Below are 26,972 nucleotides of genomic sequence, written 5' to 3' on the forward strand. Positions count from 1 at the left end.
CACCAGGGGATTTTTTGGTTTAGATCAGTCCAGCATCTTCAAGTTCCTTTTTTAAATTTTGGTATCTTTTCAATTTATCTTCAAGGAGAGCTTTTTCAATGGGATAGTAACCTGTTTTTTCAGGATTACTAGATTCTTCTATTTTTACTACTTTCAAAACAAATTCTTCCCCTACCTCTAATTGACGAGAAAGCCACTGGTAGTTTTCTTGCTTTTCAATATTTAATCCTGAAAAAGACAGATCAAGGAAATCTTGATTTTCCGATTTTACTCGAGTGAATATTATAGAAGTGACACCTTCTTGCAATCCAGCGACTAAATTCTCTTTACTGCTCTTTAATTCAAAACCTATCATAATACCTTATTTATTTTTATCTCAGAGAACAATTTATGAAGTCCCATTCTTTCTGTACTCTACAATATTGAAGACAGGAAGAACAGGGCATATTTTTATTGGCATATTGAACCACACACTGATTGTAAAGCCTTTGACAATGATCATAATTGGCTTGATCCCAGTTAGTAGTCATTAAATCATAAACATTATAAATCCATAAAGAAAATAATACTCCTCCTACAACTATTTCACCTATTGGAGTGGGTTCAGCGACGGCAACAATAATCATTGTTGAAATAATTCCTCCATCGAAGTCAACTGAGGAACTAAAAAAATATTGGGGGATGAATCCATTTTCTTCCATTACTGTTACATCCGGCATCAACCAACCATTGATATCAGCATCATAGGTGTAAATTGTACCATCTGGAGCAATGGCTTTCATACCATCCTGAGGATTATTTAAATCTTGCCCTTCAATTAAAGGTTTGAGCCAATACGAAACATCTTCAGGATCCAAAGGACCCGGTTTTCCCAAATCCCTCGGGTTGGTATAATTTCCTCCAGAACCTCCAAATGAATCACCTCCAGAATCATCATCTCCGCTTTCACTTGGTGAAGTGCTTTCACAGATTTCTACATCTGCAAATCTAACCTCTGATATAATACATTGGTTTTCAAAGCAAACTGTTGTATATCCTGTAACTACCCTTTCTGTTCTACATCCTGCAATTCTAGCATTAATTCCTTCATTTGATACTATTTTTCCATTATCGTATTGTGCTTCACTAAACACTTCACCATCTAAGTCGATCATTTGGATAATTCCTGAAAAATTCCCAAAGCCTTGCCTTCTTTTTTTGGTGTCTAACCATTTTTTCTCAGGAATATAATTGAGTACATAAGAATTCGTGGTGCTGGCATTTTTCACAATAACCAGATTTCCAAATTCTTCCGAGCCAGATGAAATTAGGGGAATCGTATAGGTTATCTCATCATTGACCTGATCTTCATGTTTGTAGGCTTTCGCCCAATTGGCTCTTTCCAGAAAATCAGGTTTGCCTTCTTGTTCTCGATTTCCAATTGATGGAACGCTAATTTCATTTTGGTACTTCCTTAAAAAATCATCTTTTTGAATGGACGTAAAAGTCCTTAGGATTTTTTCTTTTGGCAATTCTGATAATCCACTTGATAGTTTGGGTTCTTCTACACAAGAAGAAATAACTAAACAAAAACTAAATAGTAAACCAAAAGATCTAGAAAATAGAAATCTTAACAGGTTTTTGCTGTTGGGGGGGGGGTATTTTGTTTTTCATAAAAAAGAGATTAGGTAAAAGATTTAATTATGAGTTTAACCTAATAAATACATTTAAGAAATCAAAGATTAGAGCCAAAAATTCATTGAATTTTGTCATTCTTTAAAAAATCTCTCAAAGCACGAGATGTAAAACTGACCGAGCAAACTCGAAAACCGCAAAGACTACAGTGTCCGGATGATGGAGTTCTTCGATCACCACTTGAAAGGTCTGCCAGCTCCTAATTGGATGAGCAAAGGAGTTCCAAGGTTGAAATTGGGTGAGCATTTGGAGGAAAGAGCTTTCTAGAAAGTGAGAAGGATGAAATCAGAAGGATGAAAAATTCCCCGGTTTTGATTCATCGGGTTTTTTTTTCACTAATTCAGATTATAAATCATTGGAATCTAAACTATTAAGATTCAATATGCTGTCATAAGTACTTTCCAATTTTTGGATCAGTTCATGGAGTAGTTTTAGGTTTTCATCTTTGCAGTCAGCGAAATGGCTTAGCTCAAAACTAAACATATCTCCATTTGAAAAAACCTCATCAAGTTCTTGATATTCACCGTTCATTGCCACATTTATCATGGAAGTGATAATTTCATTTCTTGATTTGGATAGGGTAACACATACTTCCCTGATCGCATTTTTATAGTTTTCCATGCCTCTTAATTTAAAAATTGATTCCACCTTTCATCCTTCATCTCATCTTTATTGAGCCCCAGAAAATTGTTGTAAGCTTCTTTAAATTCTCTTTTATACTTCGGATTGACCTCCAAAGGATATAATCTGAAAATGGGGTACTTTTCCAGCAGTGCCTCGAAGGCATCCCGGAAATTGGTAAACTCGTCAACGTATGCTACTCCGGGCATTTTCTCAAATTCAAAACCCGGAGCAAAATCAAATAAGGCCGACTCATCGGTAGAGAAGAAGAACACTTCCTTCCCTAGTTTTTTACACCTGAAAAAACTGACACTCCCTCCATCGGAACCCACTTCACAGATTTTTTCGAAATCCTGGTTGAACACATAATCTTCGATCACAGCCGACAACACCTCCAGGGTATCTTCCTTAATTTGGCTGGAAGAATAGTAAGTCGAATCAGCTTTTTGTACCCGCTCCCAAGCGACATCTGCGTCCACGGTTAGGCAAATCACTTCAGCGCGGATACCTGCTTTTTTTGCCTGGTTGATCACGGAAAACAACTCATCATCATGTCCTTCGGCACAATATTCCACGACAAGATCTTTTCCGTCCATCATGGCAAAAAATCCCTCTTCAGAACATTTATTGTACACATCCACTGATCGGTCATCTTCAAGCGCCTGGTAATCCTGAAATAAATCCCAGGATGTTCGGGCTAAATCAAATACAGACAATTTCTCTGACTTAGGGTATTTATTTCGAATAAAACTGGTTTTGCCTGATCCTGCTGCTCCGATTACAAAAGTGATTTTCATTTTTTCTGTTGTTTAGTTGAATAGTCCCACATTACCCGCCAGATTTCATGATAAGCATCGAGCTTATCACGCTGTTCCGGGATTTGAGCAACTTGATTTTTAAAGTTTGAATAATTGATATTCATAAGGCTGTCAAGAAAAAGTTCACCTGCCTCCTTTTTCGTAGCCAAAACCCTCCAATGGTAATCTCCTTCAGGCGTATGTATGATCCTGTCTGGAGCAAAGAGATTTTCGAGGTCTATTTTTACCCGGGACCTCACCAAAACCAAGTCTGGAAGATCATGATGTTGTACAATTGAAAAAAAGCCTGAGGTTGATGCTATCCACATGATTAGTAAGTTTTTGTTTGATTTAAATCCCACATGAAGTTATTCTAATTTCCGTCATTAATAAGGCTTTTGACACATATTGACGGAAACAATTTCTTTTGTTCCGTGGGTTCATACAAGGCCTAGTTATAAAATTCGAATTTTGATTTTTATAAGGTCAAGATGAGGTAAGGATAAACTAACACATACAGCCTATAAATTCATTTGACATGAATCATTTTTTTAAATCTTAGTACAAAAAATCCCCCGCCGCTTATACCTCATAATATTACAGTGACATTCTATATTGATTTGTCTTTTTATTAGTGACAATTCTATATTTTTTTTCAAACCACTTGCCTCTGTTTTTGCAATTCTTAAAAATTAAAGATATAATTATAGGCAGAAATTATCATCCTTTAACCAGCTATCATTATGGAATTTTTAGCCGAAATGGAACCTTCCCTCCGAGCACTTTGGTACATCGCGCTACCAACTTCTTTCATTTTCTTGCTCCAAACCATCATGACCTTTATCGGTTCAGATTCCACTTCAGGAATCAATGCCGACTTTGATGGAAACCTGGAAGGTGTAGATGCTCCGATGCAACTCTTTACACTCCGAAACCTCATCAATTTTCTGCTAGGATTCAGCTGGACAGGAATCACATTTTATGACTCAATATCGAACTACTTCATATTAATCATCATCTCAACACTAGTCGGAATTGGGTTCGTCTGGGTTTTCTTTTTCATCATCAAGCAAATCCAAAAACTCGCAGAAGACAATACCTTCCAACTGGAGCATGCCATTCAAAAAACCGGAACAGTTTACCTCTCAATCCCTGAACACAAGCAAGGTGTCGGTAAAATAGCCATCAGCGTCAAGGGTTCCCAAAAAGAACTTAGCGCAATCTCTCTCGGTGATCGAATCGAAACCGGAGCTGCCATCAAAGTGGTAGGAGTCGAAGGCAGCAATCTTTTAATCGTAGAAAAACTCTAAATCAACCCTTTTTATGGATCCTTTAATTTTAATACTAGCAGGAGCTTTTGTCGTCTTCGTCACCATCATCGCCTTAGTTTCTCGCTACAAGCGCTGTCCTTCGGACAAAATCCTCGTCGTCTATGGTAAGACCGGCGGCACCTCCGCCAAGTGTATCCACGGTGGAGGGGCGTTCATTTGGCCCGTCATTCAGGACTATGCTTACCTGGATCTGAAGCCAATTTCCATTGAGGCCAATCTGACCAATGCGCTTTCCCGTCAAAACATTCGTGTGGATGTACCTTGTCGATTTACGATTGCTATTTCTACAGATTCAGACACCATGAATACTGCTGCTGAACGTCTTTTGGGTTTAGCACATGAGCAAATTCAGGAATTGGCAAAAGACATTTTGTTTGGACAGCTTCGATTAGTGATTGCGACCATGACAATTGAAGAGATCAATTCCGACCGGGATAAGTTTTTGGATAATATCTCAAAAAACGTTGATTCCGAACTCAAGAAAATCGGTTTGAAACTGATCAACGTTAACGTAACTGATATCAAGGACGAGTCCGGCTATATTGAAGCTTTGGGTAAAGAAGCTGCCGCAAAAGCAATCAACGAAGCGAAGATCTCAGTTGCTGAGCAAGAAAAAATCGGTGAAACAGGTAAGGCTTTAGCTGATCGGGAAAAAGATGTGCAAATCGCCGACACCCAACGGGATCGCGATGTAAAGATCGCTGTGACGCTAAAAGATCGGGAAGTAAGCATTGCCGAAGCCCAAAAGGATGAAAGTATCGGGAAAGCTGAAGCTCAACGAGACACCCGAGTCAAAACTTCTGAAGCAAATGCGATCGCAATCAAAGGTGAAAACGAAGCTAAAATCTCTATCGCCCAGTCCGATGCATTAAGAAGGGAAAAAGAAGCGGAAGCCTTACGAATTGCCCTTGCCTCTGAAAAAGTTCAGGCGGCTAAGGCTTTAGAGGAGGCCTATCTGGCCGAGCAAAAAGCTGAAACTGCACGTGCTGAGCGAGAGCGATCTACCCAAAACGCAAACATTGTAATCCCCGCCGAAATCGCCAAGCAGCGTGCGATCATTGAAGCACAAGCCGAAGCAGAACGCATCAGAGAACAGGCCAAAGGTGAAGCCGATGCGATTTTTGCCAAAATGGAAGCGGAAGCAAAAGGTCTTTTTGAGATTTTGACAAAACAAGCTGAAGGATATCGGGATGTCGTTGCCGCTGCGGGTGGAGATCCAACCAAAGCCTTCCAACTTTTGCTGATTGAAAAGCTGCCTGAATTGGTAAGAACTCAAGTGGAAGCTGTCAAGAATATCAAAATTGATAAAATCACGGTTTGGGATTCCGGTCAGGGCGAAAACGGAAATAACTCAACTGCCAATTTTGTCTCCGGAATGATGAAAACAGTTCCGCCATTAAATGATCTCTTTAATATGGCAGGGCTCAATCTCCCGACTTATCTCAAAGGGGACGATGAGAAAAAAGAATCGCCTGAAAAACCGGAGAAGGAGAAAGAATAACGCTATTTGAATTATCAGGCATTCCTCGAGTTGACAAATGTACCTTGGGATCTGGATCGGAAGTCCGATGTCCGATGACCGATGTCCGATGAGTGAAACCACAATTAAGCGGTCTCCAAGATTATCTATGGTTCCTTTATTAAAGTGTCAAAATTGCATGGATGTGTGAAGCAAATAAGGCTGTCTCTTTATTACCAAATGTCACATTTAGTCTGAAATATTTAATAAACACACAAAAATGAAATGATTTTTTTAAGCTGAAAGCCAAAAAACTTGTTAATCGAGGTTTGAATTTAATTTGGGTATACAAAATATTGATCGGTAGGGCGCATAATGAGGATTTGCCAGCGAGCCAGCGTTTGCCCTTGTGCGCCTGCCTTCCGGTAGGCAGGGTGGGAGCTTTGGCAAATATTGACCTATTGGTTCTTTTGGGTCAAGCCAAAAGAACGAAGAAAAAGCAAAGCCTAACCTGAATTCAAAACCAGTCTTGAAAATTCTTGGAAATTACCCATTGGAAAAATTTTCTTTTGAAATACTCATTCCTTTCGTAAATTATTGACTTTCAAGGCCAACAGCTTTTCATGGATCCATCACCCAAAATCAACCGAAGAGAATTTCTTGGTTCGGCGGCTACCATTGCCGCTTCTATCACTATCGTTCCATCTCATGTTATCGCAGGAACGGGCCACATTCCTCCATCCGATCAGCTTGTTGTCGCAAATATCGGATGCGGAACTCAGGGGCTAAGAGAGATGGGTAGTTTACTTCAAAATCCGAAAGTCCGCATAGTCGCAGTTTGCGATTCCAATAAATTATCGACTGACTATATCGATTGGTCAGCTCATGGAATCCGAAATGATATCCGCAAAGTATTAGATGATCCGACATGGTGGGAAGGCAAACCGGGAATTCCGGGAGGTCGAGATGTCGGACAGGAATACGTTGAAAAATACTACGCCAAGAATAAACCTTCCGGCAAGTACAAGGGCTGTGAGAGTTACGAGGATTATCGAGAGCTTTTTGCAAAAGAAAAAGGAATCGACGCAGTCAAAATCATGACGCCGGATCATACCCATGCTTCAATTGCTTTGGCAGCAATGAATCGCAACATGCATGTAGTAACTCACAAACCAATTTCCAATCGACTGATTGAAGGACGAAAAGTCATCGAAAAAGCTAAAGAATCCGGAATGATTACCCATCTTTTGGCATGGTCCGATCGGCCCGAATACCGTCAAATCAAAGCTTGGATGGATGAAGGGCTGATTGGCGATCTGCAAGAAATCCACAATTGGTCCTATCGCCCGGCTTGGCAACAATGGACCAAGCGACCTACCGAAATCCAGCAAGTTCCAGCAGGATTCAATTGGGATCTTTGGCTTGGACCTGTTCCAGACATGCCATACCATAAGAATTACACTCACAATGTCTTCCGTGGCTGGTATGAATTCGGAGGTGGATCTGTGGCGGATATGGGTCATTACAGTTTGTTTCCGTTATTTGAAACATTAGGCATTAATAGATCTCCTATTTCTGCAAGAGCTTTCGGAACCACTTCTCGAGAAGAAATTGATCAGGTCTATCAATGGGTAAAAAATGAAGTTGCCTTTCCTGCTAGTTGCACCATCAAATGGAAATTTCCTGAGCAGGAAAAATTGCCTGCCTTCGAATTATTCTGGTACGACGGTGGAATGAAGCCTTTTGCCTGTGAAGAATTAGATATGGACGGAAAGGACACTCCTGAAGAAGGATTACTTCTAGTCGGCACAAAGGGGAAAATTATTGGAGGATTCAGAGGAGAAAACCCGGTCCTTTTACCGGAAAGCAAAATGGCAATTCGCCCAGAATCTGAAAAGATCAACTCTCGAGAAGTGGAACGCAATACCGACCAGTGGGTAGATGCGATGCTCGAAGGAAGGCAAACATCGGGCAGTTTTATCCGAGCCCAGACAATAACAGATACCATCAATCTCGGCGCGGTTGCGCTTCGAGCGAACAAACGAATTGATTTTGATCCAAATTTGATTAAAATAACCAATGATGAAGCAGTGAATAAGTTCCTGACCCGAGAATATCGAAGTGGGTGGGAGATATAACAAGTATGAAGGCTAACGTGAAAAATCTAAAAAGAAGTAGGCAGTCGCAGTTTACAGTGGACAGAAAAATGATTCAGAATTTACAGGACTAGGAGGACTCAACCCTCTTAAAGTTTAAAGAATAAAATCGACCAAAAAACCATTTTTACAAATAACCAATAACCTATAACCAATTTACCCATGACAAACAGAAGAAACTTTATCAAATCGGCCGGCCTTGCTACAGCGGCAGTAGGACTCGGGCTCCCTCAGTTTTCATTTGACATGAAAAAAGCAGAATTATTTAAAATTTCACTGGCAGAGTGGTCACTAAATAAACCGCTCTTTGCAGGAAAAATGGACCATTTGGATTTTGCCATTGAAGCAAAAAAACACGGTATTGATGCCGTGGAGTATGTGAATCAGTTTTTCAAAGATAAGGCACAAGACAAAGCCTACCTTCAGGAAATGAAAACAAGAGCAGATGGTGAAGGCGTTACCTCGGTTTTGATTATGATCGATGGGGAAGGGCAATTGGGAGCAGCAACCTCAGCAGAGCGAGCCGAAACTGTGGAAAAACATAAAAAATGGGTGGAAGCAGCCAAGTTTCTGGGCTGTCATGCCATCCGAGTAAACGCCTATACTGCTGTTCCCTACAGCACTGATCCCAAGGAGGAAAAAAAAGCAATCGATGTGTGCAGCTCTACTCTGAGAAGAATCTGTCAATTCGCCAATGATTTTGACATCGATGTGATTGTAGAAAACCATGGGGGATTTTCCAGCAACGGAAAATGGCTGGCAGAGCTCATCAAAGAAACTGGACATCGAAGAGCAGGCACACTTCCTGATTTTGGAAATTTCCAATTGCACAAAGAAGGTGACAAAATATTCAGCTATGATTCCTACCGTGGTGTGGATGAATTGATGCCTAAAGCAAAAGGAGTCAGTTTGAAGCCAAAGGTTTGGGATGATTTTGGCAAAGAGCATCCACTAGACTATGAGCGAATGATGAAAATAGTAGTCGGCCACAAATTCAATGGTTATGTGGGTATCGAACATGGAGCGCAAGGTCGGGAATGGGAAAGTATCGAAGAAATTCGCGTCAACCTGGATATGATTCGAAGAACTCTTACAAATGCTTGATTCGGAAGCTTGAGATCAAATTATTTTCACCAAAAAATAGCCCCCAAGAAGTTTGATGCTTTTTGGGGGCTTTTGTATGTGTAAGGTTTTGGATTTTAAATCCCGAAAGCTTCTTTTACCTGATCTACGAAATCCAACTTTTCCCAGGTAAAAAGCTCCACTTCTTTGACGATTGATTCACGATAAGGTGAAGTAAAGGTCTTTTTAACCACTTCATTTTTTCTTCCCATGTGACCGTAAGCTGCAGTTTCCTCATAGATCGGATTTCTCAACTTCAGTCGCTGCTCTATCGCATATGGACGCATATCAAAGATGGATTCGACCTTTCTCGCGATTTCACCATCACTCAATCCTACTTTCGCAGTGCCATAGGTATTGATGTAAATTGCCATTGGCTTTGCTACGCCAATTGCATAGGAAACCTGAACCAGAATTTCGTCAGCAACACCAGCTGCTACCATGTTTTTGGCGATGTGACGCGTAGCATAAGCTGCGGAACGATCGACTTTAGATGGATCTTTTCCGGAAAAAGCTCCTCCACCGTGTGCACCTTTTCCACCGTAAGTATCCACGATGATTTTTCTACCAGTCAAACCAGTGTCTCCATGAGGACCACCGATCACAAATTTCCCGGTTGGATTGATGTGATAAGTGATTTCGTCGGTGAAGAGCTTCTGAAGCTCAGGCTTCAATTGAGCCTTAACTCGAGGAATGAGGATATTGATGATATCGGATTTGATTTTGGCAAGCATGGCTTCCTCCGCATCGAAGTCATCGTGCTGCGTTGACACTACGATCGCATCGATTCGCTGAGGGACATTGTCATCGTTGTATTCGATAGTCACCTGAGACTTGGAATCAGGTCTGAAATACGTGATATCCTTGTTTTCTCTTCGAAGTGCGGCCAGTTCTTTCAATATCATGTGAGAAAGATCCAAAGCAAGCGGCATGTAGTTATCAGTTTCGTTGGTTGCATAACCAAACATCATTCCTTGATCGCCAGCACCCTGCTCTTCAGGATTCTTACGCTCAACACCCTGATTAATATCAGCCGACTGCTCATGAATGGCAGAAATAACTCCACAGGAGTTGCCCTCAAACATGTATTCACTTTTGGTGTATCCAATTCGGTTGATTACATCACGAGCGATTTTTTGGACGTCAAGATAGACTTCCGATTTCACCTCTCCAGCCAAGAAAACTTGTCCGGTGGTTACTAGCGTTTCACAAGCTACTTTGGAATTGGGGTCGAAGGCTAAAAAGTTGTCAATCAGCGCATCGGAAATTTGGTCAGAGATTTTGTCAGGATGACCCTCAGACACTGACTCTGAGGTGAATAAATATGCCATAAACTTAAATAATTGATTCGTTTTTGAATGGTGCCCAAAAATACGGGAACTGGGTGAAATAAAAAATTAATGAGGGAAGACTGGCAGGGAAATCGCATTTAAAATAACTCCAATGAAATAAGTGTCAAAAGGACATAGAGCCATGGTTTTTAATGTTTTTCATACTTACCATTAAGGGAATTAAGAGTAATGCAGGTGATCTCTGGTGAAAATTTCACAGCTTAGGATTGAGCCTAGTTCTTAATGATCCTAAACTCCTTAATGTTTTAATCTATCTAGAACTTCTTGACTACTGAAGATTATTGAAAGGTTTAAAACCGTTTTCCCTGGTTAAGAATGGTGGATATTGAGCGAATGTTGACTCTTATACTCCTAGAAAGTTTAAAATTAGTAACTGGATTCATTTGCCAGTCTTTGAGTATTTAAATTTTTATTCATTTTTTCTACAAAATCACACTTTACGTGCCGAAAACGTGAAAAAAATCACATAATCCGCATATAATATGTGATTTTTGGCTTTTTAAGCAAGTACGGCTTCTGGAGAAGCAGCACATCGGATGTTATTTTTGTTGTCGATTCTGCTTCTGGAGAAGCAGCATAAGGATGGTGGCCTCAACACGATTTATTCAAGACCTTCGAGGTTTTTAAAACCTCAAAGGTCCACATTTCAGACTTCTGATTTTAGACTTCTGACTTCCTTACGAGACCTTCCGTAATCTCATTCATCGCCTTCACTTTGAATTCAAAGTCACCTTTCAATGTCTCCCGATAAGCATTGAGATTGAGTAAAAGGTCGTCGATTTCTTCAGGAAGTACTTCTTCCAAAAGCTGCCGAAGTCGCTTTGCCGTAGTTGGAGACTTTCCATTAGTGGAAATGGCAATTTTCAAGTTGCCTTTGGTGACAATTCCACCCAAGTAGAAATCACACAATTCCGGCGTATCTGCAATATTGACTAAGAGAAAGCGCTCTTTTGCCTCATCACGGATTTGGCGATTGACAGCTTTATTATCAGTTGCCCCGATCACAAGATGCTTGCCTCCAAGATACTTTTCGTGGTACACATCTTCGATCAAAGTGACCGTCTGAGCTTTTTCAGCAATCTCCAAAAACTCAGGTCTGAATTCTTTGGAAACAACGGTCACTTGAGCTTCCGGGCTTGATTTAAGTAAAAACTCCAACTTTTCCGTAGCCACAAATCCCCCACCGACCAACAGGACGTTGAGTTCGTGAACTTTTAGGAAAATGGGATAGAGATGGTTCATTTTTTTAGAGGCAAGATGTTAGAAGCAAGATTCAAGACTGTTAGATCTAAAGTTTCAAGGTTGGAAGGTGGTAAAGTTGGATAGTTTAACCAGATTTCAGATATCTGAAAATATTGCTTCATATGGCTTCGACTCCGCTACCAATGACAGAGTATGTATTATTTGGTAAATTGTTGAAAAACCAAATAATCATTCGATATGTCATCTCCATTTTGTTAATCCAAGGTTATTCAGACTCAGCCTGACACGATTGTCACCCTGAGCACCTGAGAGACGGGAGTCTCGAAGTCGAAGGGTTCAACAAAACAAACTGAGACTGCCTACTGATCACTGAGACTGCCTACTAATCAATACTATCTCTCTATAAACTTCCGCCAATTTCACGCTTTCTTTCACGACTTCTCCAACGATAATAATCGCAGGAGCTTCGGCTTGGGCTTCTATAGCTTTACACTCGATATCGGAAATGTAGCCTGCCACGATCTTTTCTTCATTGGTGGTTCCGCTTTGGATGATCGCTATCGGCAGATCTGATTTTCCAAATTGCTGGTAAACCTTTACAATTTCAGCCAGTTTTTTGGTTCCCATCAATATTACTACAGTAGCGGTAGATTGCGCAGCTAAAGCCAAATCCTTGGACAATTCCCCAGAGGAAGTAGTCCCTGTCACTACCCAGAAACTCTCGGAAACACCACGTTTTGTCACAGGGATTCCTGCCGAAGCCGGAACTGCAATAGCTGAAGTAATCCCTGGTATCAAAGCGGTCGGAATTCCAAAAGCCTCGATGTATTCGATTTCCTCGGCACCTCGGCCGAAGACAAATGGATCTCCACCTTTAAGTCTCACGACGTGTCCATGCTTTTTTGCCAAGCTCACGCAAAGTTGATTCGTGTCTTCCTGAGGAGTGGAATGCTTTCCAACACGCTTGCCAACAAAGATTTTCAAGGCAGTGTCCGGCGCATGGTTCAGCAAAACAGGATCGATCAACGCATCATACAACACCACGTCGGCGTTGTTCAATGCCAAGATCGCTTTCAAAGTGATCAGTTCGGGATCTCCCGGACCAGCACCAACAAGTGTAACTTTTGGATTGACGATCGTTCTCATGCTTCGACTTCCTCCTCCCGATAGGTTTTCAGCAGACTATATACTTCCATCGCCTGTTTTGCATAAGTTTTTGCAAACTCTTCGTTAGGTTCGTGCTGATTGATTTGATAGACTTTTTCCGCAAAAGTGCCCTCCATGTTGATTTTTCCGCTTTCAACGAACTTCTCATCAAAAAGAGAAATGATATTTGCGTAGCTATTGGTACTGGTATCTTCACTAAGCAAAAGTGCCTTTGCGGCATTAATCAAACCTGCATAGTGATGATAAATACTGTCCGACCAACGGCCTTGATCCAACGCTTCCTGACCTTGATCTAGTTTTTCCAATGCTTCCAAAAGCAAAGTCGCTACCAAGTCGATTACAACTCCTGCGCATTCTCCCACACCAACAGCCACTTCATAGGCTTCATTGTGACCCCAATCCACCGAATCGGAAGCTGTCACGGTCGATGCATCACTGAGTTCTTTCAGAAGCTCATAGAAATACATCTGACCCTGCTTATCATAATAGCTCAGGAAGTCAATTCCTCCGGCATTTTTCTCAAAATCATCCAGTAAAACTCGAAGTGCTTGTGGTCCACGACGACTTGGAACCTTGGTCACTTTATCTGCAAATCTTCCATTACCATCACCCAAATTTCCTCCTCCAAGCAATACCTGAAGGGCTGGAATCACAGTTTTACCAGCTTTCATGGACATACTCTGAAATCCAATGTGAGCCATGTTGTGCTGACCACAGGCATTCATGCAGCCTGAGATTTTGATGACCAAATCTCGGTTTTGAAGGTATTGTGGGTATTCTTCTAGAATGACTTTTTCGAGTTCGACCGCAATACCGGTGGAACTTGCGATACCAAGGTTACAGGTATCTGTGCCCGGGCAAGCCGTAATATCTCCAAGAGTATTGTAACCACGCTGTCCAAGACCGATTTTCTGAAGTTCCTGATAGAAAAAAGGAACCAAGTCTTCACGCACATCCCGAATCAGGAAGTTTTGACGAAGTGTGAATCGAACCTCATTGTTCGCATATTTCTCGACTAAATCTGCCAATGCCCTGGCCTGATCGATGTAAAAATCTCCAAGCAAAACTTTGACTCCAATGGAAACATATCCTTCCTGCTTTTGGGGAAGAACGTTGGTCAATTTCCAAAGCTCAAAATCCAACCCAGGTTGTTCTTCAAGTGCCGGTGTTTCTGGATTCGGAAGGGATTTTTGAGAATCATAATCCTCAAATTCAATTGGATAACTGGAATAGGGTAGCGCTTTTTTTTCTTTTTCCACCAAATCCAAAAACGCCTCGACTCCAAGATCTTTCACCAAAAACTTCATTCTGGCTTTATTTCTTCTGGCTCTTTCACCATGTCGGTCAAAGATCCGAAGGACTGCTTCAGTGAAAGGGATGATTTGATCAGTTTCAATAAAATCAGAAATCAAATCTGCATGTCTAGGCTGAGAACCCAAGCCACCACCAAGCAGAACTTTAAAACCACGAACTTCTTTGCCGTCCACAGTTTTCACTTTTGGGATAAAGCCCATATCATGCAAATAGCTCAGTGCAATGTCTTCATCCGATGAAGAAAAAGACATTTTGAACTTTCGCCCCATTTCTTGACAAACCGGATTTCTCAAAAAGTAACGGAACGTGGCATCCGCGTAGGGAGTAACATCAAATGGCTCATTTGGATCAATTCCTGCCAATTCGGACGCAGTTACATTGCGGACTGTATTGCCACATGCTTCGCGAAGGGTGACATCATCACGCTCCAATTCAGCCCAAAGCTGCGGGGTGCGATCTAAACTGACATAGTGAATCTGAATATCCTGACGTGTGGTGATGTGTAATCTTCCTGTGGAATATTCTTCCGAAACCTTGCAGATTCGACGCAATTGAGCCGAATTTACTCGCCCATAAGGAAGTTTGATTCGAATCATTTGTACGCCTTGCTGCCGCTGTCCATAGACACCACGAGCCAGTCTGAGGCTTCGGAATTTTTCTTCATCGATTTTTCCCTCGCGGAAAAGGGCGATTTTCCGCTCCAATTCAAGAATATCTCGTTCTACAATCGGGTTTTCTAGTTCGGTTCGAAAGCTTTGCATGGTTATAATAGGTTTCCCTTTCGGGGATAATGCTTTATTAATTAAATCGATTCTTCATTCGTTTTCGATCTTCGGAGTTCGATGTTCAGCATTCGCTATTCATTATTTTAATATCGAACGCCGAATGCTGAATAATAAAAATCGAAGTCTAGTCCGCCGCCGTGAGTGTCTCACTCATTGCTATTTTAATGCTGCTTCCGGAGAAGCAGCATAACTTGACGTCGTCCACTTCATCATTCGATATTCATAATTCGACATTCAATATTTTAATATCGAATGTCGAACGTCGAATACTGAACATCGAAGTCTTGATACTTGTGTCTGTTGCCGCCGTGAGTGTCACTCACGGATTTTCAATTTTTCCCCATACTTCTTCTGGAGAAGCAGCATAACAGGGACCAGAAGTCTTGATACTTATGTCTTGCTACTTAAGTCTATTTTTACTCAATAAACCCCACCGAAACCGTATCAAAACTGCCCTCATCAATCAGAATAAAGCTTCCGTTTGATTTATTGTCATGATAGGAATCGAAATGGATAGGCTTGCTGAGACGGAAATGAACCCGTCCGATGTCATTCAATTTCAACTGTTCTACTTCTTCAGTTCCGGTAAAATCAGTGTGGATTCGGCTTTCGATTTGATCGACTTTAGCCAAAACCCGGTTGATTCCGTGCTGAAGAATATACTTCCCTCCCACTTTAAGTGCCTTGCTATTTACTTGGCAAATGGTGGCGGAAAGGGCCTTTTCGCTTTTGGGTGCTGAACCGCTTTTCACAATCATATCGCCCCGGCTGCAATCCACTTCAGTAGCCAATGTGATGGCAATCGATGAACCTGGAGCTGCTTCATCCAATTCCTGATCGAAGAAATGAATGCTCTTAATCGTAGATTCATTTCCTGATGGAAGTACAGTCACCGCATCCCCAACTTTCAGGCTTCCTCCATAAAGTTTTCCGGAGAATCCACGGAAATCATGGAAAGCCTCCGTTTTTGGTCTAATCACATACTGAATTGGGAATCTCGCAACGGTACTTTCCTGTAAATCCTCGGGTTCTAGGATTTCCAAATGATCCAACAGTGTATTTCCAACATACCATGACATCTCTTCAGATTTCCTCGCAATGTTTTCACCCTTTAGTGCAGATACAGGAATGAATGTAATCTGATCTTCATTGAAGTCACTTTTTCCAACTAGAACATCGAAATCAGCTTTGATTTTCAGATAGGTATCTTCATCGTAACCGACCAAATCCATCTTGTTGATTGCAACCACCACATGTGAAATGCGGAGCAGGTTAGCAATGAAGAAGTGTCTGTAAGTCTGTTCAATTACACCCTTGCGAGCATCAATCAGAATGATCGCCACATTGGAAGTGGAAGCACCGGTTACCATGTTTCGGGTGTACTCTACGTGGCCGGGAGTGTCTGCTACAATGAAATTGGTCTTTTCAGTATTGAAATAAATATGAGCTACGTCGATCGTAATTCCCTGCTCACGCTCTGCCACCAATCCGTCTGTAGCCAATGAAAAATCCAAGTAATCATAGCCGCGTTGCTTGCTGCTTCGCTCGATAGCCTCAATCTTGTCCGTCGTCAATGATTTGGTATCGTAAAGCAACCGACCAATAAGCGTGCTTTTTCCATCATCGACGGAGCCTGCTGTGGCGATTTTTATGAGTTTTCTGCCTTGTATGTCCATGTTTTTTTCTTTTTGAAATACTGTGGAAATACTTAGAAATATGCCTCACTTCGTTCGGTGAAATAACCTCCCTTTCAGGCTCTTATTTCGTCCCGCTTGCGGGACCTATTTCAAGTGTATTTCCATTGTATTTCCTATTTAATAAGATTGCTTCGGTCGTTCCTCCCTCGCAATGACGCCTCTTTGTTGCCCTGCTTCTCCGGAAGCAGGACTAGTAATTCTTAAATGATGCTTTTGGAGAAGCAGCATAACCAAGCTTGGATCTCTTGCTTCTTGCGTCTTGAATCTTGTGTCTCTTTAAAAATACCCAACCTTCTTCCTCGTCTCCATCGCTGCTTCGGATCGCTTGTCATCGATTCTTGCACCCCGTTCTGAAATCGTAGAGTCCCGGATTTCAGCCACCACATCATCCAAAGTCACTGCTTCCGAGAGAACAGCGGCAGTACATGTCATGTCTCCAACAGTTCTAAAGCGAACCATTTTCTCCTCGACCAACTCGGTTTGTTCTCTGTAAACATGCTCGTTGGCAGTCCAAATCATTCCATCGCGGAAGAAAACCTCACGCTTGTGAGCGAAATAGATACTCGGTATTTCTATTTTTTCAGTTTTGATATATTCCCACACGTCCAGTTCTGTCCAGTTGGAAATCGGGAAAACACGGACGTTTTGACCGACATGGATTTTGCCATTGAGCATGTCAAAAAGTTCAGGGCGTTGATTCTTTTCATCCCACTGACCAAAATCATCCCGAACGGAGAAAACTCGCTCTTTCGCTCTGGCTTTTTCTTCGTCTCTTCTGGCACCGCCGATACAAGCGTCAAACTTGAACTCTTCGATGGCGTCAAGCAAAGTCGTTGTTTGAAGGGTATTTCGACTTGCATAGCGGCCTCGCTCTTCACGAACTTTCCCTTGATCGATAGAGTCCTGAACGTTTCTTACGATCAGTTCCAAACCTAGCTCCGCAACCAACTTGTCCCGAAACTCGATCGTCTCAGGGAAATTATGGCCGGTGTCAACGTGAAGTAGAGGAAAAGGGATTTTGGCTGGATAGAAAGCCTTTTGAGCCAGTCTAACCAAGGTAATGGAGTCTTTTCCTCCCGAAAAAAGCAAAACCGGACGCTCAAACTGCGCCGCCACTTCCCTCAGGATGTGGATCGATTCTGCTTCTTTGGGATTAGGTAGAAATAGGTTTGACATGTGTATTTACGATTTACGAAGTACGATTTACGAGCTGATCCTTTATAGCAGGAGGGTTCGAATTTCAAATCCCCCCGCCCCCTTTAAAAGGGGGAGTTGCGTATTGCTTGCCTTATATTTTCTACTCAATTTCAGCTTTCTAACTTTAGCTTTCTGACTTATCTTACTGCTTACTGAGACTGCCAACTGCTATCTGGAATGCAGCCCACACTCCTTTTTCGACTCTTCCCACCACCAGCGGCCTGCTCTTGCATCTTCACCTGGCAAAATCGCTCGGGTACAAGGCGCACATCCGATGCTGACAAAACCCTGATCATGAAGAGGATTGTAAGGGATTCTATGCTCGTTGATATAGGCAATCATCTGATCAAATGACCAGTCCATTAATGGATTGTATTTGATGATCTGATTGGACTCATCCCACTCGATGCGCTTCATATCGCTACGATTGGCACTTTGCTCTGCTCGAAGGCCCGTGATCCAGATGTCATTTCCGGCTAAAGCTCTTTTTAGAGGCTCTACTTTTCGTACAGAACAGCAGGATTTGCGATTTTCTACGGATTCATAGAAGCCGTTAATCCCGATTTCACTGACTAGATTTTCTACAGAAGAAGTCGTTGGATAGTAAACCTTAATCTGAGTTTTGTATTTGGCTTCGGTTCGACTTAATAGATCTAAAGTCTCAGGAAACAGACGTCCAGTATCCAATGAAAAGATCTGGATCGATAGATTTTGCGAAGCAATCAACTGGGTGATCACCTGATCTTCCTGACCCAAAGAAGTGGAAAAAACCACTTTCCCTGGAAAAAGCTCAGCTATCAACTCAAGCCCCTCAGCTGCTGAAAGGCTCTGAAATCTTGCCTCAAGATCTGATATATTCTGCTGCTGGCTCATCGACTTTTACTTTAGATGCATTCTCCCAAACTCGCTCATGGAGGTAATACAAAAGGATTTTAGATACAACCTCAACCGAACCGATCGACACCGCCATCATCAATTGACCAGTGATGATGTAGGAAATAATGATTGTGTCAATAGTGCCTACAATTCTCCAGGAAATGGATTTCATTAAGCTTTTGGCATTGCTATCCTTGCCGGGCTTGGATGTAAATAGTTTTTTGAGCGGCTGGTCCAGAATCATAGTTACTTCATACGGAGTATAAAAGCAAAAGTATATAAACCCTATTTAATTTATAGGGTTTATTCCAAAAAAATTTTATTCTCCATCGAGAATATCCTGTAACGATTTGTTTTCCAGTATTTTAAGCGTCTCGTCTCGAACCTGAATCATGACTTTATTGATGCCGCATTGTGCTTCATCCTTGCATTCTGCGCAAGGTTCATAGTAGTTGAGGCTGACGCATGGAAGCAAAGCAATCGGTCCATCCAGGAGTCTAATCACTCTGGAAAGTGGAATTTCTTTGGGTTCTTTGATCAGGTAATAGCCTCCCCCTTTGCCTTTTTTGCTACCGAGATAGCCGGCCTTGCGGAGTTCAAGCAGGATGTTTTCAAGAAACTTATGTGAAATTCCATGCTCCTCGGCAATATCCTGAATCAAAACAGTCTTGTTTTCCCTATGCTTGCCGAGGTAAGTCAGGGCATGAAGGGCATACTTGGTCTTTTTGGAAAGCATAATCAAAAATACAGGATTTCTCCATATAGCCTAGTACGGAGGTGGGGAATGAAAAAATCCCCGACCAAGGCCGGGATTGTAAATTTTTACGTCCCTACTGTTTATTCAAAATTTTACTAGGATAAACTAGGTCAAACCAATCGCAAAGAAAAGTGTCAGCGAAAGAAATAGGGCTTCTTTTTCATTCAACCATAATATTTCTCACGCAAAGTTTGGATCAATCTTTTTACACAATAAACAATTCCTGAAATGATTAAAGGAAAGATAACAATCCCCATAAACTTCGTGGTTAATCATCTAAAAAAAAATATCCATCGCCATTTCATTTCCCATTGATCTTATATCGAGCAGTATAACCTAGTAAAATTTGGTCTGAATTTTCAAGATCTTTTTGCTTATTCATTTCTGATACAAGCATACCATCGCCAGTTGGGATATAACGCCACAATTCAAAAACTTCAGGATCAAGTTTAATTTCATCTAGTAATGAAAGATTTTTATCGAATATTAGTAAAGTCATGTCCCTGTTTTCCCAATAACTCCCTGCAAATGAATTTGACAAGCCCATCTTATGAAAATAGATTCGTGAAAAAAGCTCGTTGTCTTCATGATACATTAATTGACTATAAAAAGGGGTTGTAGATCGCCAATCATTCATTTTAACAAAATCACTACTTGTTAACCATTCTTTCTTAATAGGTGAAGAAATAGGATCTGCAACTTCTGGAGAAGCTAAGATTTCGGCAATCAATTCATCGGTTTTATTATTAATAAGAAAAATATGATGGCTAATTGGATAACTTAGGTATGACGTATCGCCTCTCACCAAAAAATAATTTCGATCGAAAACACCGGAATAGTTATTTTCTCCCCGATATCGCATTAAACCTCTGGATTTTCCATATCCATTTTTCCAATTTTTTGCTCGCAAATCAAAAACTCCGATAGTTTCGGCATCACTGACATCCTTTAAAAATAAATAATCTACAGCAAGAATAGGTATGTGTATGGTTTGATTTTTATGATCAAAGAAAAGATTTCTTAATGGCTGTATATTAAAATTAAAATTATTTTTTCCACTAAAACTCTGCATAGATTTCCACCAAATATCATCGATATCAAATGGAAAATAGGGCAGAGTCTCCTTATAAAATATTTTCCCTTTAGAATCATTTATCATCAAAATAGGAGGCAATCTTTGCAATGTAACTATTGAGTCCTTTGAAATTGGATGTAGATAAATTAAATCGCTTCTGAGTTCAAAATCATCTAGAATAACTTCCGATAATGTCTCTGTTTCTAAATTCAAAATTTTAATCTTATTCTGAAAATTAAAATAAAGCAATGAATCCTGAAATAAAACATCCAAACTCCCGCGATTGAATCGATGATCTAAGTTGGGATTTTGGATGGTATACTCAACCATCTTAACCAAATCATATTCTTTCTTTGAAGATATTTTATTTCCTCCAACCTGATATTCTTTAATTTTATCTTCAAAATTCTCAGCAGAACAGGACACAAATAATAAACAAAGGCAAATGGCAACTAACCGCATTCTTATCTTAATTAAATGAAAAAAAGGGCTAATCTCAAGTATTAGCCCGTTCAAAATAATATTTAACCACCCTCTACTGGCTTGATTACTGGAGGTGTACTTGAAGTACTTCCTGATTTACAGGTCGATTCAAAGAAAGACCATTCACAATAATAAGTATTATCACCACTTTCAACCCAATAGCCTGTATTGGAGGGGTAATCATTTGCTTTTGAAGTTTCCGCTGAAAACATCAGAAATAGACTCAACAAAGCGAAACCTAATAATTGAATTTTCTTTAAAATGATTTTAAAATTTAAGTTTAAAACAAAATTTAAAAGCCCTCAGCGCTAAGAACTTAAACTAAACTTACCCCTCCCCTTTCAAAATATCAAGTTTCTGACGAAAAAAATTTATCTAGAAATCATAACTAGTTGATTTTCAAAGAAATTATTTTTAATTTCTTAGGGGAATGTAATTTTTAGCTAACTGATGTGCAATTTGTTGACAAATAACCAAAATATAGTTACGAAATAGCTGTATTTTTAAATGAACAACAAAAAATCCCCGACAGATGCCGGGGATTGGGGGTAACCTTTGGGGTTTTGAAAACCCCGAAGGTTTAATTTATTCAAAATCATAAAGACCTTCGAGGTCTTTGAGACCTCAAAGGTCTAAATCATCTCCACACTTCTTTTCACAAAGGCAGTCAAATCTTTGCCAGTCAATAGCCCTTGGGAAAGCAATGCCAAATCAAAGGCCTGCTTTGCCAATCGTTCTTTTTCTTCTTCAGATTCGGCTTTCAGTACTTTGTCTACCATCGGGTGGTTGCCGTTGATGGCGACTTTGTAGCTGTATGGCAAGCTGCCGTAGAAACTCATCGGTCCGCCACCAGTCTGTGCCATGTCATACAGCAAAAATCAGAATCAAAACAGTCTTGTTTTCCCTATGCTTGCCGAGGTAAGTCAGGGCATGGAGGGCATACTTGGTCTTTTTGGAAAGCATAATCAAAAATACAGGATTTCTCCAAATAGCCTAGTACGGTGGTGGGGAATGAAATCAGTACCTAAATTGCAAATAGAAAGAAGTGAAATTTTTTTATTAGTCCAAAGGATTCATTTAAACTCTATCAATACCACATCAAAAAATAAAGAATCTTCTTGACGAGAATTTAAATTGAACTCAACTAGATCTTTGTTCCAAAAAATTCTATTTTTCCCGAAAAAGTAATAAAAAAAATCTCCGCCGTTATGAGGTATAGTTCCAATGTGCTCAAACTTATTATTAAGAATTAAAATTTCCTTTTCCGTCTTCAATTTTCGATCTAAAAAATTTTGCTCTGTGATCCCCTTTCTTGCTTCTCTTAAATAAATATCATTAATAGGATCGTATATTAATTTACCATAAGAATCACTCCTCCAAAAATAATAATTTGTTAATTTTGATTTAGGCACAATTTTGTTTTGAGGGTCTGATTCAATAAAATTATTAACCAAATCACTTTTAGCAACGTAGGACTTTGAATAACCTTTAAAATCCACTACATATAAAGAATCTGATAGTGGATAACTAAAAATAAATTTGTCGATGGTAGGATTATAAACGAAGTCAAGCATCTTCAATTGGTAAGAAAAATTACCTGAGGAATAAATGGCTGGACTTTCAATTTCATGTTCTGTTACTACCGCAGTTTCTAAATTTATTTTTGATATTCTATTTAAAACAAGAATTGAGTCTGAAGTTGAGTAAATAGGTATCTTTGGCAAGGTTTGTAAATAAATTGATTTGTCCAGATATACCATTGGAGAACTTATATCAATAGATCCAAAACTATTTTTAGTATTGGTTAAATTCAAAGATTTATAAATATCGCCATTTGAATTAGAGATATAAATTCTTTCCATTAATCTACTATAGTAAATTATGGAATCAATATTCACAAAAATTAATCCTGAGTTAAACCCAATACCAAAAATAGAATTTGGCCCTTGAATCGGATATTTAACTTTCTTTTCAAGCGTTCCATTTGAAATATCATAAATATTTAATGAGTTAGAAATTTCACTAAAAAAAGAAAGTTTTTGCTCATTCCCAAGATTTATAGGGGCACTTAAATAATTAAAAATATTTGTTTCATCATCTATCCCAATCGCATAATCTTTCTCAAATTTATAACTTAGGCTTTTAGGACTTTTTGATTCATCTTTAATAGAATCAACATTGCAACTAAATAGAAGTAATAAAATGATCTTGAAAATTTTTTTCATAATAGTAATAAAGGCGGCAATTTTCAAATTGCCGCCATTAAGTTTACAGATATTTAAGAATTAAATTACCCCTCTACTTTAGGCTCACCAAAATAACAGATTTCTCCTTCCGGATTTGAGGTATTACAAGTAGCTAAATCTCCTTGTGAGGTAGTTACAACAAAGCATCGTCCGACTGTTTGACCCACATCCGGAGTCGTATCACATGTAGATTGCGCTGAACTTGATCCTGTAGAGAACAATAAGATAGCAAATACGCCAAATAAACATTTTTTAATTTCGATCATCTTTTTAACAATTTTAGGTTACAAACTAATATTAGAAATTTCCATCGCCGAAAACTTAAACTAAACATACCCCCCCCATTCAAAAAGTCAAGTTTCCAACGAAAAAAAATTATCGAAAAATTGTAACTAGTTGATTTTCAATGAAATTATTTTTAAATTCTTAGTAGAATGCAATTTATAACTTATTGATGTACAATTTGTTAATAAACAGTTACATTTTAGTTTAAGCAATTAGATTTTTCTAAGTAAAACTAAAAATCCCCGACCGAGGCCGAGGATTTTCAATACCACCCTTCGACTTCGCTCAGGGTGACTAACGTTTTCAAACCCTTGGAGGGTTGTGGGAAGGATTAAATCATCTCCACACTTCTCTTCACAAAGGCCGTCAGATCTTTGCCAGTCAAGAGGCCTTGGGAAAGCAATGCCAAATCAAATGCCTGCTTGGCCAGTCGCTCTTTTTCTTCTTCAGACTCGGCTTTCAGTACTTTGTCTACCATCGGATGGTTACCATTGATGGCAACTTTGTAGCTGTCTGGCAAAGCCCCATAGAAGCTCATCGGTCCTCCGCCTGTCTGTGCCATGTCCTTCATGCGGCGCATCCACTCTTCCATCGTGATAGTTACTGGCATCTCCTCAGGACTTAAGCCTTCCACTTCCACCGTGTAGTTTTTATTGTTGATCGCCTTTTCAAACAGCTCCTTCACCGCTTTGCTTTGATCTTCAGTTAGGAGATTAGCGTATGCAGAATCAGTTTGGATCAGTTTCTCCACTACATCAGCATCCACACGCTTCAGCTGAGTCTTCTCCAACTTGGTCTCCAAATGCTGAATAAAGTGGCTGTCGATCGGTGAGTCCAATACCAGCACGTCAAACTCCTTTTTCTCAGCAGACTGAATAAAGCCATCTTGCTTGTTCAGGTCAGTAGCATACAAGAAAATCGTCTGCTCATTTTTGTCAGTCTGGATGGCTTTTACCTTTTCACGGTACTCATCCAGCGTGTAGTACTCATTTTTGGTGTTTTTCAGGAGGGTAAATTCTTTACCTTTTTCGTAGAATTTATCCTCGGAGATCATTCCGTACTTCACGAAAAGTCCAATGTCGCTCCACTTTTCCTCGTAGGCTTTGCGATCTTTTTTGTAAAGCTCAGATAGCTTGTCAGCTACTTTTTTCGTGATGTAGTTGTTGATTTTTTTCACGTTGCCATCAGCTTGCAAGAAGCTTCGTGACACGTTAAGCGGAATATCCGGAGAGTCAATCACACCATGAAGCAGCATCAGGAATTCAGGAACAATGTCCTTCACTTCGTCGGTGATAAATACCTGACGGCTGAAAAGCTTGATTTTATTACGTTGAAGCTCGAATTCGTTTTTGACTTTAGGGAAATATAGCACCCCAGTCAGGTTGAACGGATAATCCACATTCAGGTGAATCCAGAACAGCGGATCCTCACCCATTGGATAAAGGCTCTTGTAGAATGCCAGATAATCCTCGTCTTTCAAATCACTTGGTGACTTTGTCCAAATCGGAGAAGTGGTATTGATGATATTGTCCACTTCAACGGACTTCCACTTTTTCTCGCCTTTGTCATCCACTCCGTCTTCTACAGACTCGGATTTGGTTCCAAACTTGATCGGAATTGGTAGGAACTTGCAGTATTTGTCAAGGATTCCCTGAAGCTTCCACTTGTCAAGGAATTCTTCAGAATCCTCATTGATGTGAAGAATGATGTCAGTTCCTCGGGTTTTCTTCTTTCCTTTTTTGATTTCGAACTCTGTACTGCCATCGCAAGTCCAGATTGCCGGTTCGGATCCTTCCTGATAGGAAAGTGTGTGGATTTCCACGTTTTTGGCCACCATGAAGGCGGAGTAGAAACCTAAACCAAACTTACCGATGATCTCATTGGCGTCTTTGGCGTCTTTAAATTTCTCAACGAATTCCGTTGCACCGGAGAAAGCAATCTGATTGATGTACTTTTTGATCTCCTCGGCAGTCATCCCAAGACCTTTGTCTGAGATGGTGATCGTTTTCTTTTTCTCATCAAAAGCTACTTCGACGGTGACATCACCCAAGTCGCCGGTATACTGACCTAATGTCGCAAGTCTTTTGATTTTTTGGGTTGCATCTACCGCGTTGGAGACGAGTTCCCGAAGGAAAATCTCATGGTCGGAATAGAGGAATTTCTTGATAATCGGGAAAATGTTCTCTGTATGGATCGAGATCGTGCCTTTTTCCTGCATGGGTATAAATCGGTTTAGTAAAACACAAAATTTGACAAGAGGGTGTTATCAATGCCTGTTCCAAGTGGGAAAAAGTGACAAGATGGCATTTTTGGTTTGCCACAAAGACACGAAGACCGAAAGGGAAGTTTAAAATTTGAAGTGAGAAAGCTAAAAATTTGAAGTGAGGAGTAATTAGTCTCTGATGCCAGTTTTTGAAATTGCTCACAGATTTCTCAGATGAACACAGACAAACACATCTGTGATAATCTGTGCCATCTGTGAGAAATTAGAAAATAACAGGTTTCACATTTGAACAAATCTCTCAGTTACTTGTCGACAAATAAGAAAACCCCAACGGATCCGGGAATTCAAATTCATATCCTGTTTCCAGAATCTTCCTTGAATCAATCAATCGATCAATTCCATCAAGTTCGTTTTGGTAGCTAGCAGGTGGAGCGATTCCGAGTTCAGCCGAGTTCTTTTCATAGATCTCTCTTCGAAATGGATGAATCGGGGCAACTCCATTGAAGGTTTGAATCCAAAGCCCTTTTTCAATCACCCAAGCCAAAATTCCCACCGCGTCATTTTGATGGATAAAGTTGACACGGGTATGTCCTGCGACATTTTCTTTTCCTGAAAAGTACTTCCCCGGAATTCGATCTTTCCCCATCAAGCCTCCAAACCGAACTATGGTCAAGTCGTAGTTCTGGTCTTTTCCCATTAACAGCTCCGCGCGAAGAAGAATCTCATTTCCGGCATTTTCATGTGTCAATAAATAATCCTCAGCGTATTTTTCCTTGGAAGGTGTTTCGGGATAGATTCCTGTACTAGACACGAAAATCACCTTTTCAATCGGTGAGGAATCAATCAGGCTTCTTAAGTATTTGAGTTGCTCCAAGTGAAATTCTCCATTTCCTGATCGGGTGCGAGGAGGAATATTGACTACCAAGATTTCGGGTTGAAATAGTGCGTGAAAGCCAAGGCCTTCAGGGTGTGGATTTAAGGAAAAACGGATCACTTCCAGTCCTTTTAAGAATAGTCGTTTTCTTTTTTCCTCAGAAGTAGTAGATCCTAAGACTTTGAAACCCTTATCCTGAAGGTGAATTCCAAGTGGCTCTCCTAGCCAGCCTAAGCCGATGATTGATATTGTTTTCATTTTTTTATTGCCACTAAGA

At 40.3% G+C, this 26,972-nt stretch carries 24 protein-coding genes and 2 pseudogenes; 5 read left to right on the forward strand and 21 right to left on the reverse strand.

Going from position 1 to position 26,972, the window contains the following annotated elements:
- Positions 1-19: 19 nt before the first annotated feature.
- Together ACK4HU_RS19530 and ACK4HU_RS19535 are read right to left on the reverse strand one after the other, a co-directional pair.
- Positions 20-355 (reverse strand): hypothetical protein, encoded by a 336-nt coding sequence (locus ACK4HU_RS19530; protein WP_409809410.1) that lies wholly within the window; start codon positions 353-355, stop codon positions 20-22.
- A gap of 16 nt (positions 356-371) precedes the next feature.
- A complete protein-coding gene (locus ACK4HU_RS19535) occupies positions 372-1,268 on the reverse strand; it encodes a hypothetical protein (RefSeq protein WP_409809411.1) in 897 nt (298 codons plus the stop codon).
- 205 nt (positions 1,269-1,473) lie between these two features.
- Between ACK4HU_RS19535 and ACK4HU_RS19540 the strand changes: the two genes are divergently transcribed.
- Entirely contained in the window at positions 1,474-1,671 is a 198-nt protein-coding gene (locus tag ACK4HU_RS19540) for a hypothetical protein (RefSeq protein WP_409809412.1), read from the forward strand.
- A 348-nt stretch (positions 1,672-2,019) separates the two neighbouring features.
- Here the strand turns inward: ACK4HU_RS19540 and ACK4HU_RS19545 are convergent, their stop codons facing one another.
- From ACK4HU_RS19545 to ACK4HU_RS19555, 3 genes are read right to left on the reverse strand one after another with little or no spacing between them, the layout of a single operon-like run.
- Positions 2,020-2,295, reverse strand: a complete 276-nt coding sequence (locus ACK4HU_RS19545) for a hypothetical protein (protein WP_409809413.1) — start codon at positions 2,293-2,295, stop codon at positions 2,020-2,022.
- Between the two features lie 5 nt (positions 2,296-2,300).
- Complete coding sequence (locus ACK4HU_RS19550; protein WP_409809414.1) at positions 2,301-3,092, reverse strand: hypothetical protein; 792 nt, start codon at positions 3,090-3,092, stop codon at positions 2,301-2,303.
- Positions 3,089-3,421: a hypothetical protein gene (locus ACK4HU_RS19555; RefSeq protein WP_409809415.1), complete on the reverse strand. Its 333-nt coding sequence runs from the start codon at positions 3,419-3,421 to the stop codon at positions 3,089-3,091. The genes ACK4HU_RS19550 and ACK4HU_RS19555 overlap by 4 nt, the downstream gene beginning before the upstream one ends.
- Positions 3,422-3,835: 414 nt before the next feature.
- Here ACK4HU_RS19555 and ACK4HU_RS19560 point away from each other — a divergent pair, with 414 nt between their 5' ends.
- The 4 genes from ACK4HU_RS19560 (at position 3,836) to ACK4HU_RS19575 (ending at position 9,142) form a co-directional block, all read left to right on the forward strand.
- Positions 3,836-4,402 (forward strand): serine protease, encoded by a 567-nt coding sequence (locus ACK4HU_RS19560; protein ID WP_409809416.1) that lies wholly within the window; start codon positions 3,836-3,838, stop codon positions 4,400-4,402.
- Between the two features lie 13 nt (positions 4,403-4,415).
- Entirely contained in the window at positions 4,416-5,924 is a 1,509-nt protein-coding gene (locus ACK4HU_RS19565) for a flotillin family protein (protein ID WP_409809417.1), read from the forward strand.
- A gap of 581 nt (positions 5,925-6,505) precedes the next feature.
- Complete coding sequence (locus ACK4HU_RS19570; protein WP_409809418.1) at positions 6,506-8,020, forward strand: Gfo/Idh/MocA family protein; 1,515 nt, start codon at positions 6,506-6,508, stop codon at positions 8,018-8,020.
- Between the two features lie 180 nt (positions 8,021-8,200).
- Positions 8,201-9,142 carry a TIM barrel protein gene (locus ACK4HU_RS19575; protein ID WP_409809419.1) on the forward strand — a complete coding sequence of 314 codons (942 nt, stop codon included), beginning with the start codon at positions 8,201-8,203 and terminating at the stop codon, positions 9,140-9,142.
- A 95-nt stretch (positions 9,143-9,237) separates the two neighbouring features.
- On the opposite strand, the gene metK is transcribed toward ACK4HU_RS19575, so the two are convergent.
- The 16 genes and pseudogenes from metK to ACK4HU_RS19655 all read right to left on the reverse strand — a co-directional run bounded on the left by metK (position 9,238) and on the right by ACK4HU_RS19655 (position 26,953).
- Positions 9,238-10,491: a methionine adenosyltransferase gene (metK, locus tag ACK4HU_RS19580; RefSeq protein ID WP_409809420.1), complete on the reverse strand. Its 1,254-nt coding sequence runs from the start codon at positions 10,489-10,491 to the stop codon at positions 9,238-9,240.
- A gap of 681 nt (positions 10,492-11,172) precedes the next feature.
- Positions 11,173-11,754 (reverse strand): bifunctional precorrin-2 dehydrogenase/sirohydrochlorin ferrochelatase, encoded by a 582-nt coding sequence (locus ACK4HU_RS19585; protein ID WP_409809421.1) that lies wholly within the window; start codon positions 11,752-11,754, stop codon positions 11,173-11,175.
- A gap of 327 nt (positions 11,755-12,081) precedes the next feature.
- Complete coding sequence (cobA, locus tag ACK4HU_RS19590) at positions 12,082-12,861, reverse strand: uroporphyrinogen-III C-methyltransferase (protein ID WP_409809422.1); 780 nt, start codon at positions 12,859-12,861, stop codon at positions 12,082-12,084.
- The gene (locus ACK4HU_RS19595) at positions 12,858-14,957 is read right to left on the reverse strand and encodes a nitrite reductase (RefSeq protein WP_409809423.1); all 2,100 of its coding nucleotides are present in this window, start codon (positions 14,955-14,957) and stop codon (positions 12,858-12,860) included. The genes cobA and ACK4HU_RS19595 overlap by 4 nt, the downstream gene beginning before the upstream one ends.
- A 440-nt stretch (positions 14,958-15,397) precedes the next feature.
- Positions 15,398-16,657 (reverse strand): sulfate adenylyltransferase subunit 1, encoded by a 1,260-nt coding sequence (locus ACK4HU_RS19600; protein ID WP_409809424.1) that lies wholly within the window; start codon positions 16,655-16,657, stop codon positions 15,398-15,400.
- Positions 16,658-16,954: 297 nt separating this feature from the next.
- Positions 16,955-17,854 carry a sulfate adenylyltransferase subunit CysD gene (gene cysD / locus ACK4HU_RS19605; RefSeq protein WP_409809425.1) on the reverse strand — a complete coding sequence of 300 codons (900 nt, stop codon included), beginning with the start codon at positions 17,852-17,854 and terminating at the stop codon, positions 16,955-16,957.
- Between the two features lie 189 nt (positions 17,855-18,043).
- The gene (locus ACK4HU_RS19610; RefSeq protein WP_409809426.1) at positions 18,044-18,748 is read right to left on the reverse strand and encodes a phosphoadenylyl-sulfate reductase; all 705 of its coding nucleotides are present in this window, start codon (positions 18,746-18,748) and stop codon (positions 18,044-18,046) included.
- Positions 18,717-18,995 (reverse strand): DUF2061 domain-containing protein, encoded by a 279-nt coding sequence (locus ACK4HU_RS19615; protein WP_409809427.1) that lies wholly within the window; start codon positions 18,993-18,995, stop codon positions 18,717-18,719. Before ACK4HU_RS19615 ends, ACK4HU_RS19610 begins: the two co-directional genes overlap by 32 nt.
- A 75-nt stretch (positions 18,996-19,070) precedes the next feature.
- Positions 19,071-19,487 carry an RrF2 family transcriptional regulator gene (locus tag ACK4HU_RS19620; protein ID WP_409809428.1) on the reverse strand — a complete coding sequence of 139 codons (417 nt, stop codon included), beginning with the start codon at positions 19,485-19,487 and terminating at the stop codon, positions 19,071-19,073.
- A 322-nt stretch (positions 19,488-19,809) separates the two neighbouring features.
- On the reverse strand, positions 19,810-21,045 hold the full coding sequence (locus ACK4HU_RS19625; RefSeq protein ID WP_409809429.1) for a hypothetical protein: 1,236 nt from the start codon (positions 21,043-21,045) through the stop codon (positions 19,810-19,812).
- 653 nt (positions 21,046-21,698) lie between these two features.
- Positions 21,699-21,932 (reverse strand): annotated as a pseudogene (locus ACK4HU_RS19630) (molecular chaperone HtpG); the annotation flags it as partial.
- Positions 21,933-21,948: 16 nt separating this feature from the next.
- Positions 21,949-22,029 (reverse strand): annotated as a pseudogene (locus ACK4HU_RS19635) (transcriptional regulator); the annotation flags it as partial.
- Positions 22,030-22,139: 110 nt separating this feature from the next.
- A complete protein-coding gene (locus ACK4HU_RS19640) occupies positions 22,140-23,318 on the reverse strand; it encodes a hypothetical protein (RefSeq protein WP_409809430.1) in 1,179 nt (392 codons plus the stop codon).
- A 38-nt stretch (positions 23,319-23,356) separates the two neighbouring features.
- Positions 23,357-23,578, reverse strand: coding sequence for a hypothetical protein (locus ACK4HU_RS19645; protein ID WP_409809431.1), 222 nt, complete (start codon positions 23,576-23,578; stop codon positions 23,357-23,359).
- A gap of 350 nt (positions 23,579-23,928) precedes the next feature.
- Positions 23,929-25,815, reverse strand: coding sequence for a molecular chaperone HtpG (gene htpG / locus ACK4HU_RS19650; RefSeq protein ID WP_409809432.1), 1,887 nt, complete (start codon positions 25,813-25,815; stop codon positions 23,929-23,931).
- Positions 25,816-26,119: 304 nt separating this feature from the next.
- Positions 26,120-26,953, reverse strand: a complete 834-nt coding sequence (locus tag ACK4HU_RS19655; RefSeq protein ID WP_409809433.1) for an epimerase — start codon at positions 26,951-26,953, stop codon at positions 26,120-26,122.
- Positions 26,954-26,972: the final 19 nt, after the last annotated feature.

Source organism: Algoriphagus sp. (assembly GCF_046296635.1).
In the GTDB taxonomy this organism is placed as follows: Bacteria; Bacteroidota; Bacteroidia; order Cytophagales; family Cyclobacteriaceae; genus Algoriphagus.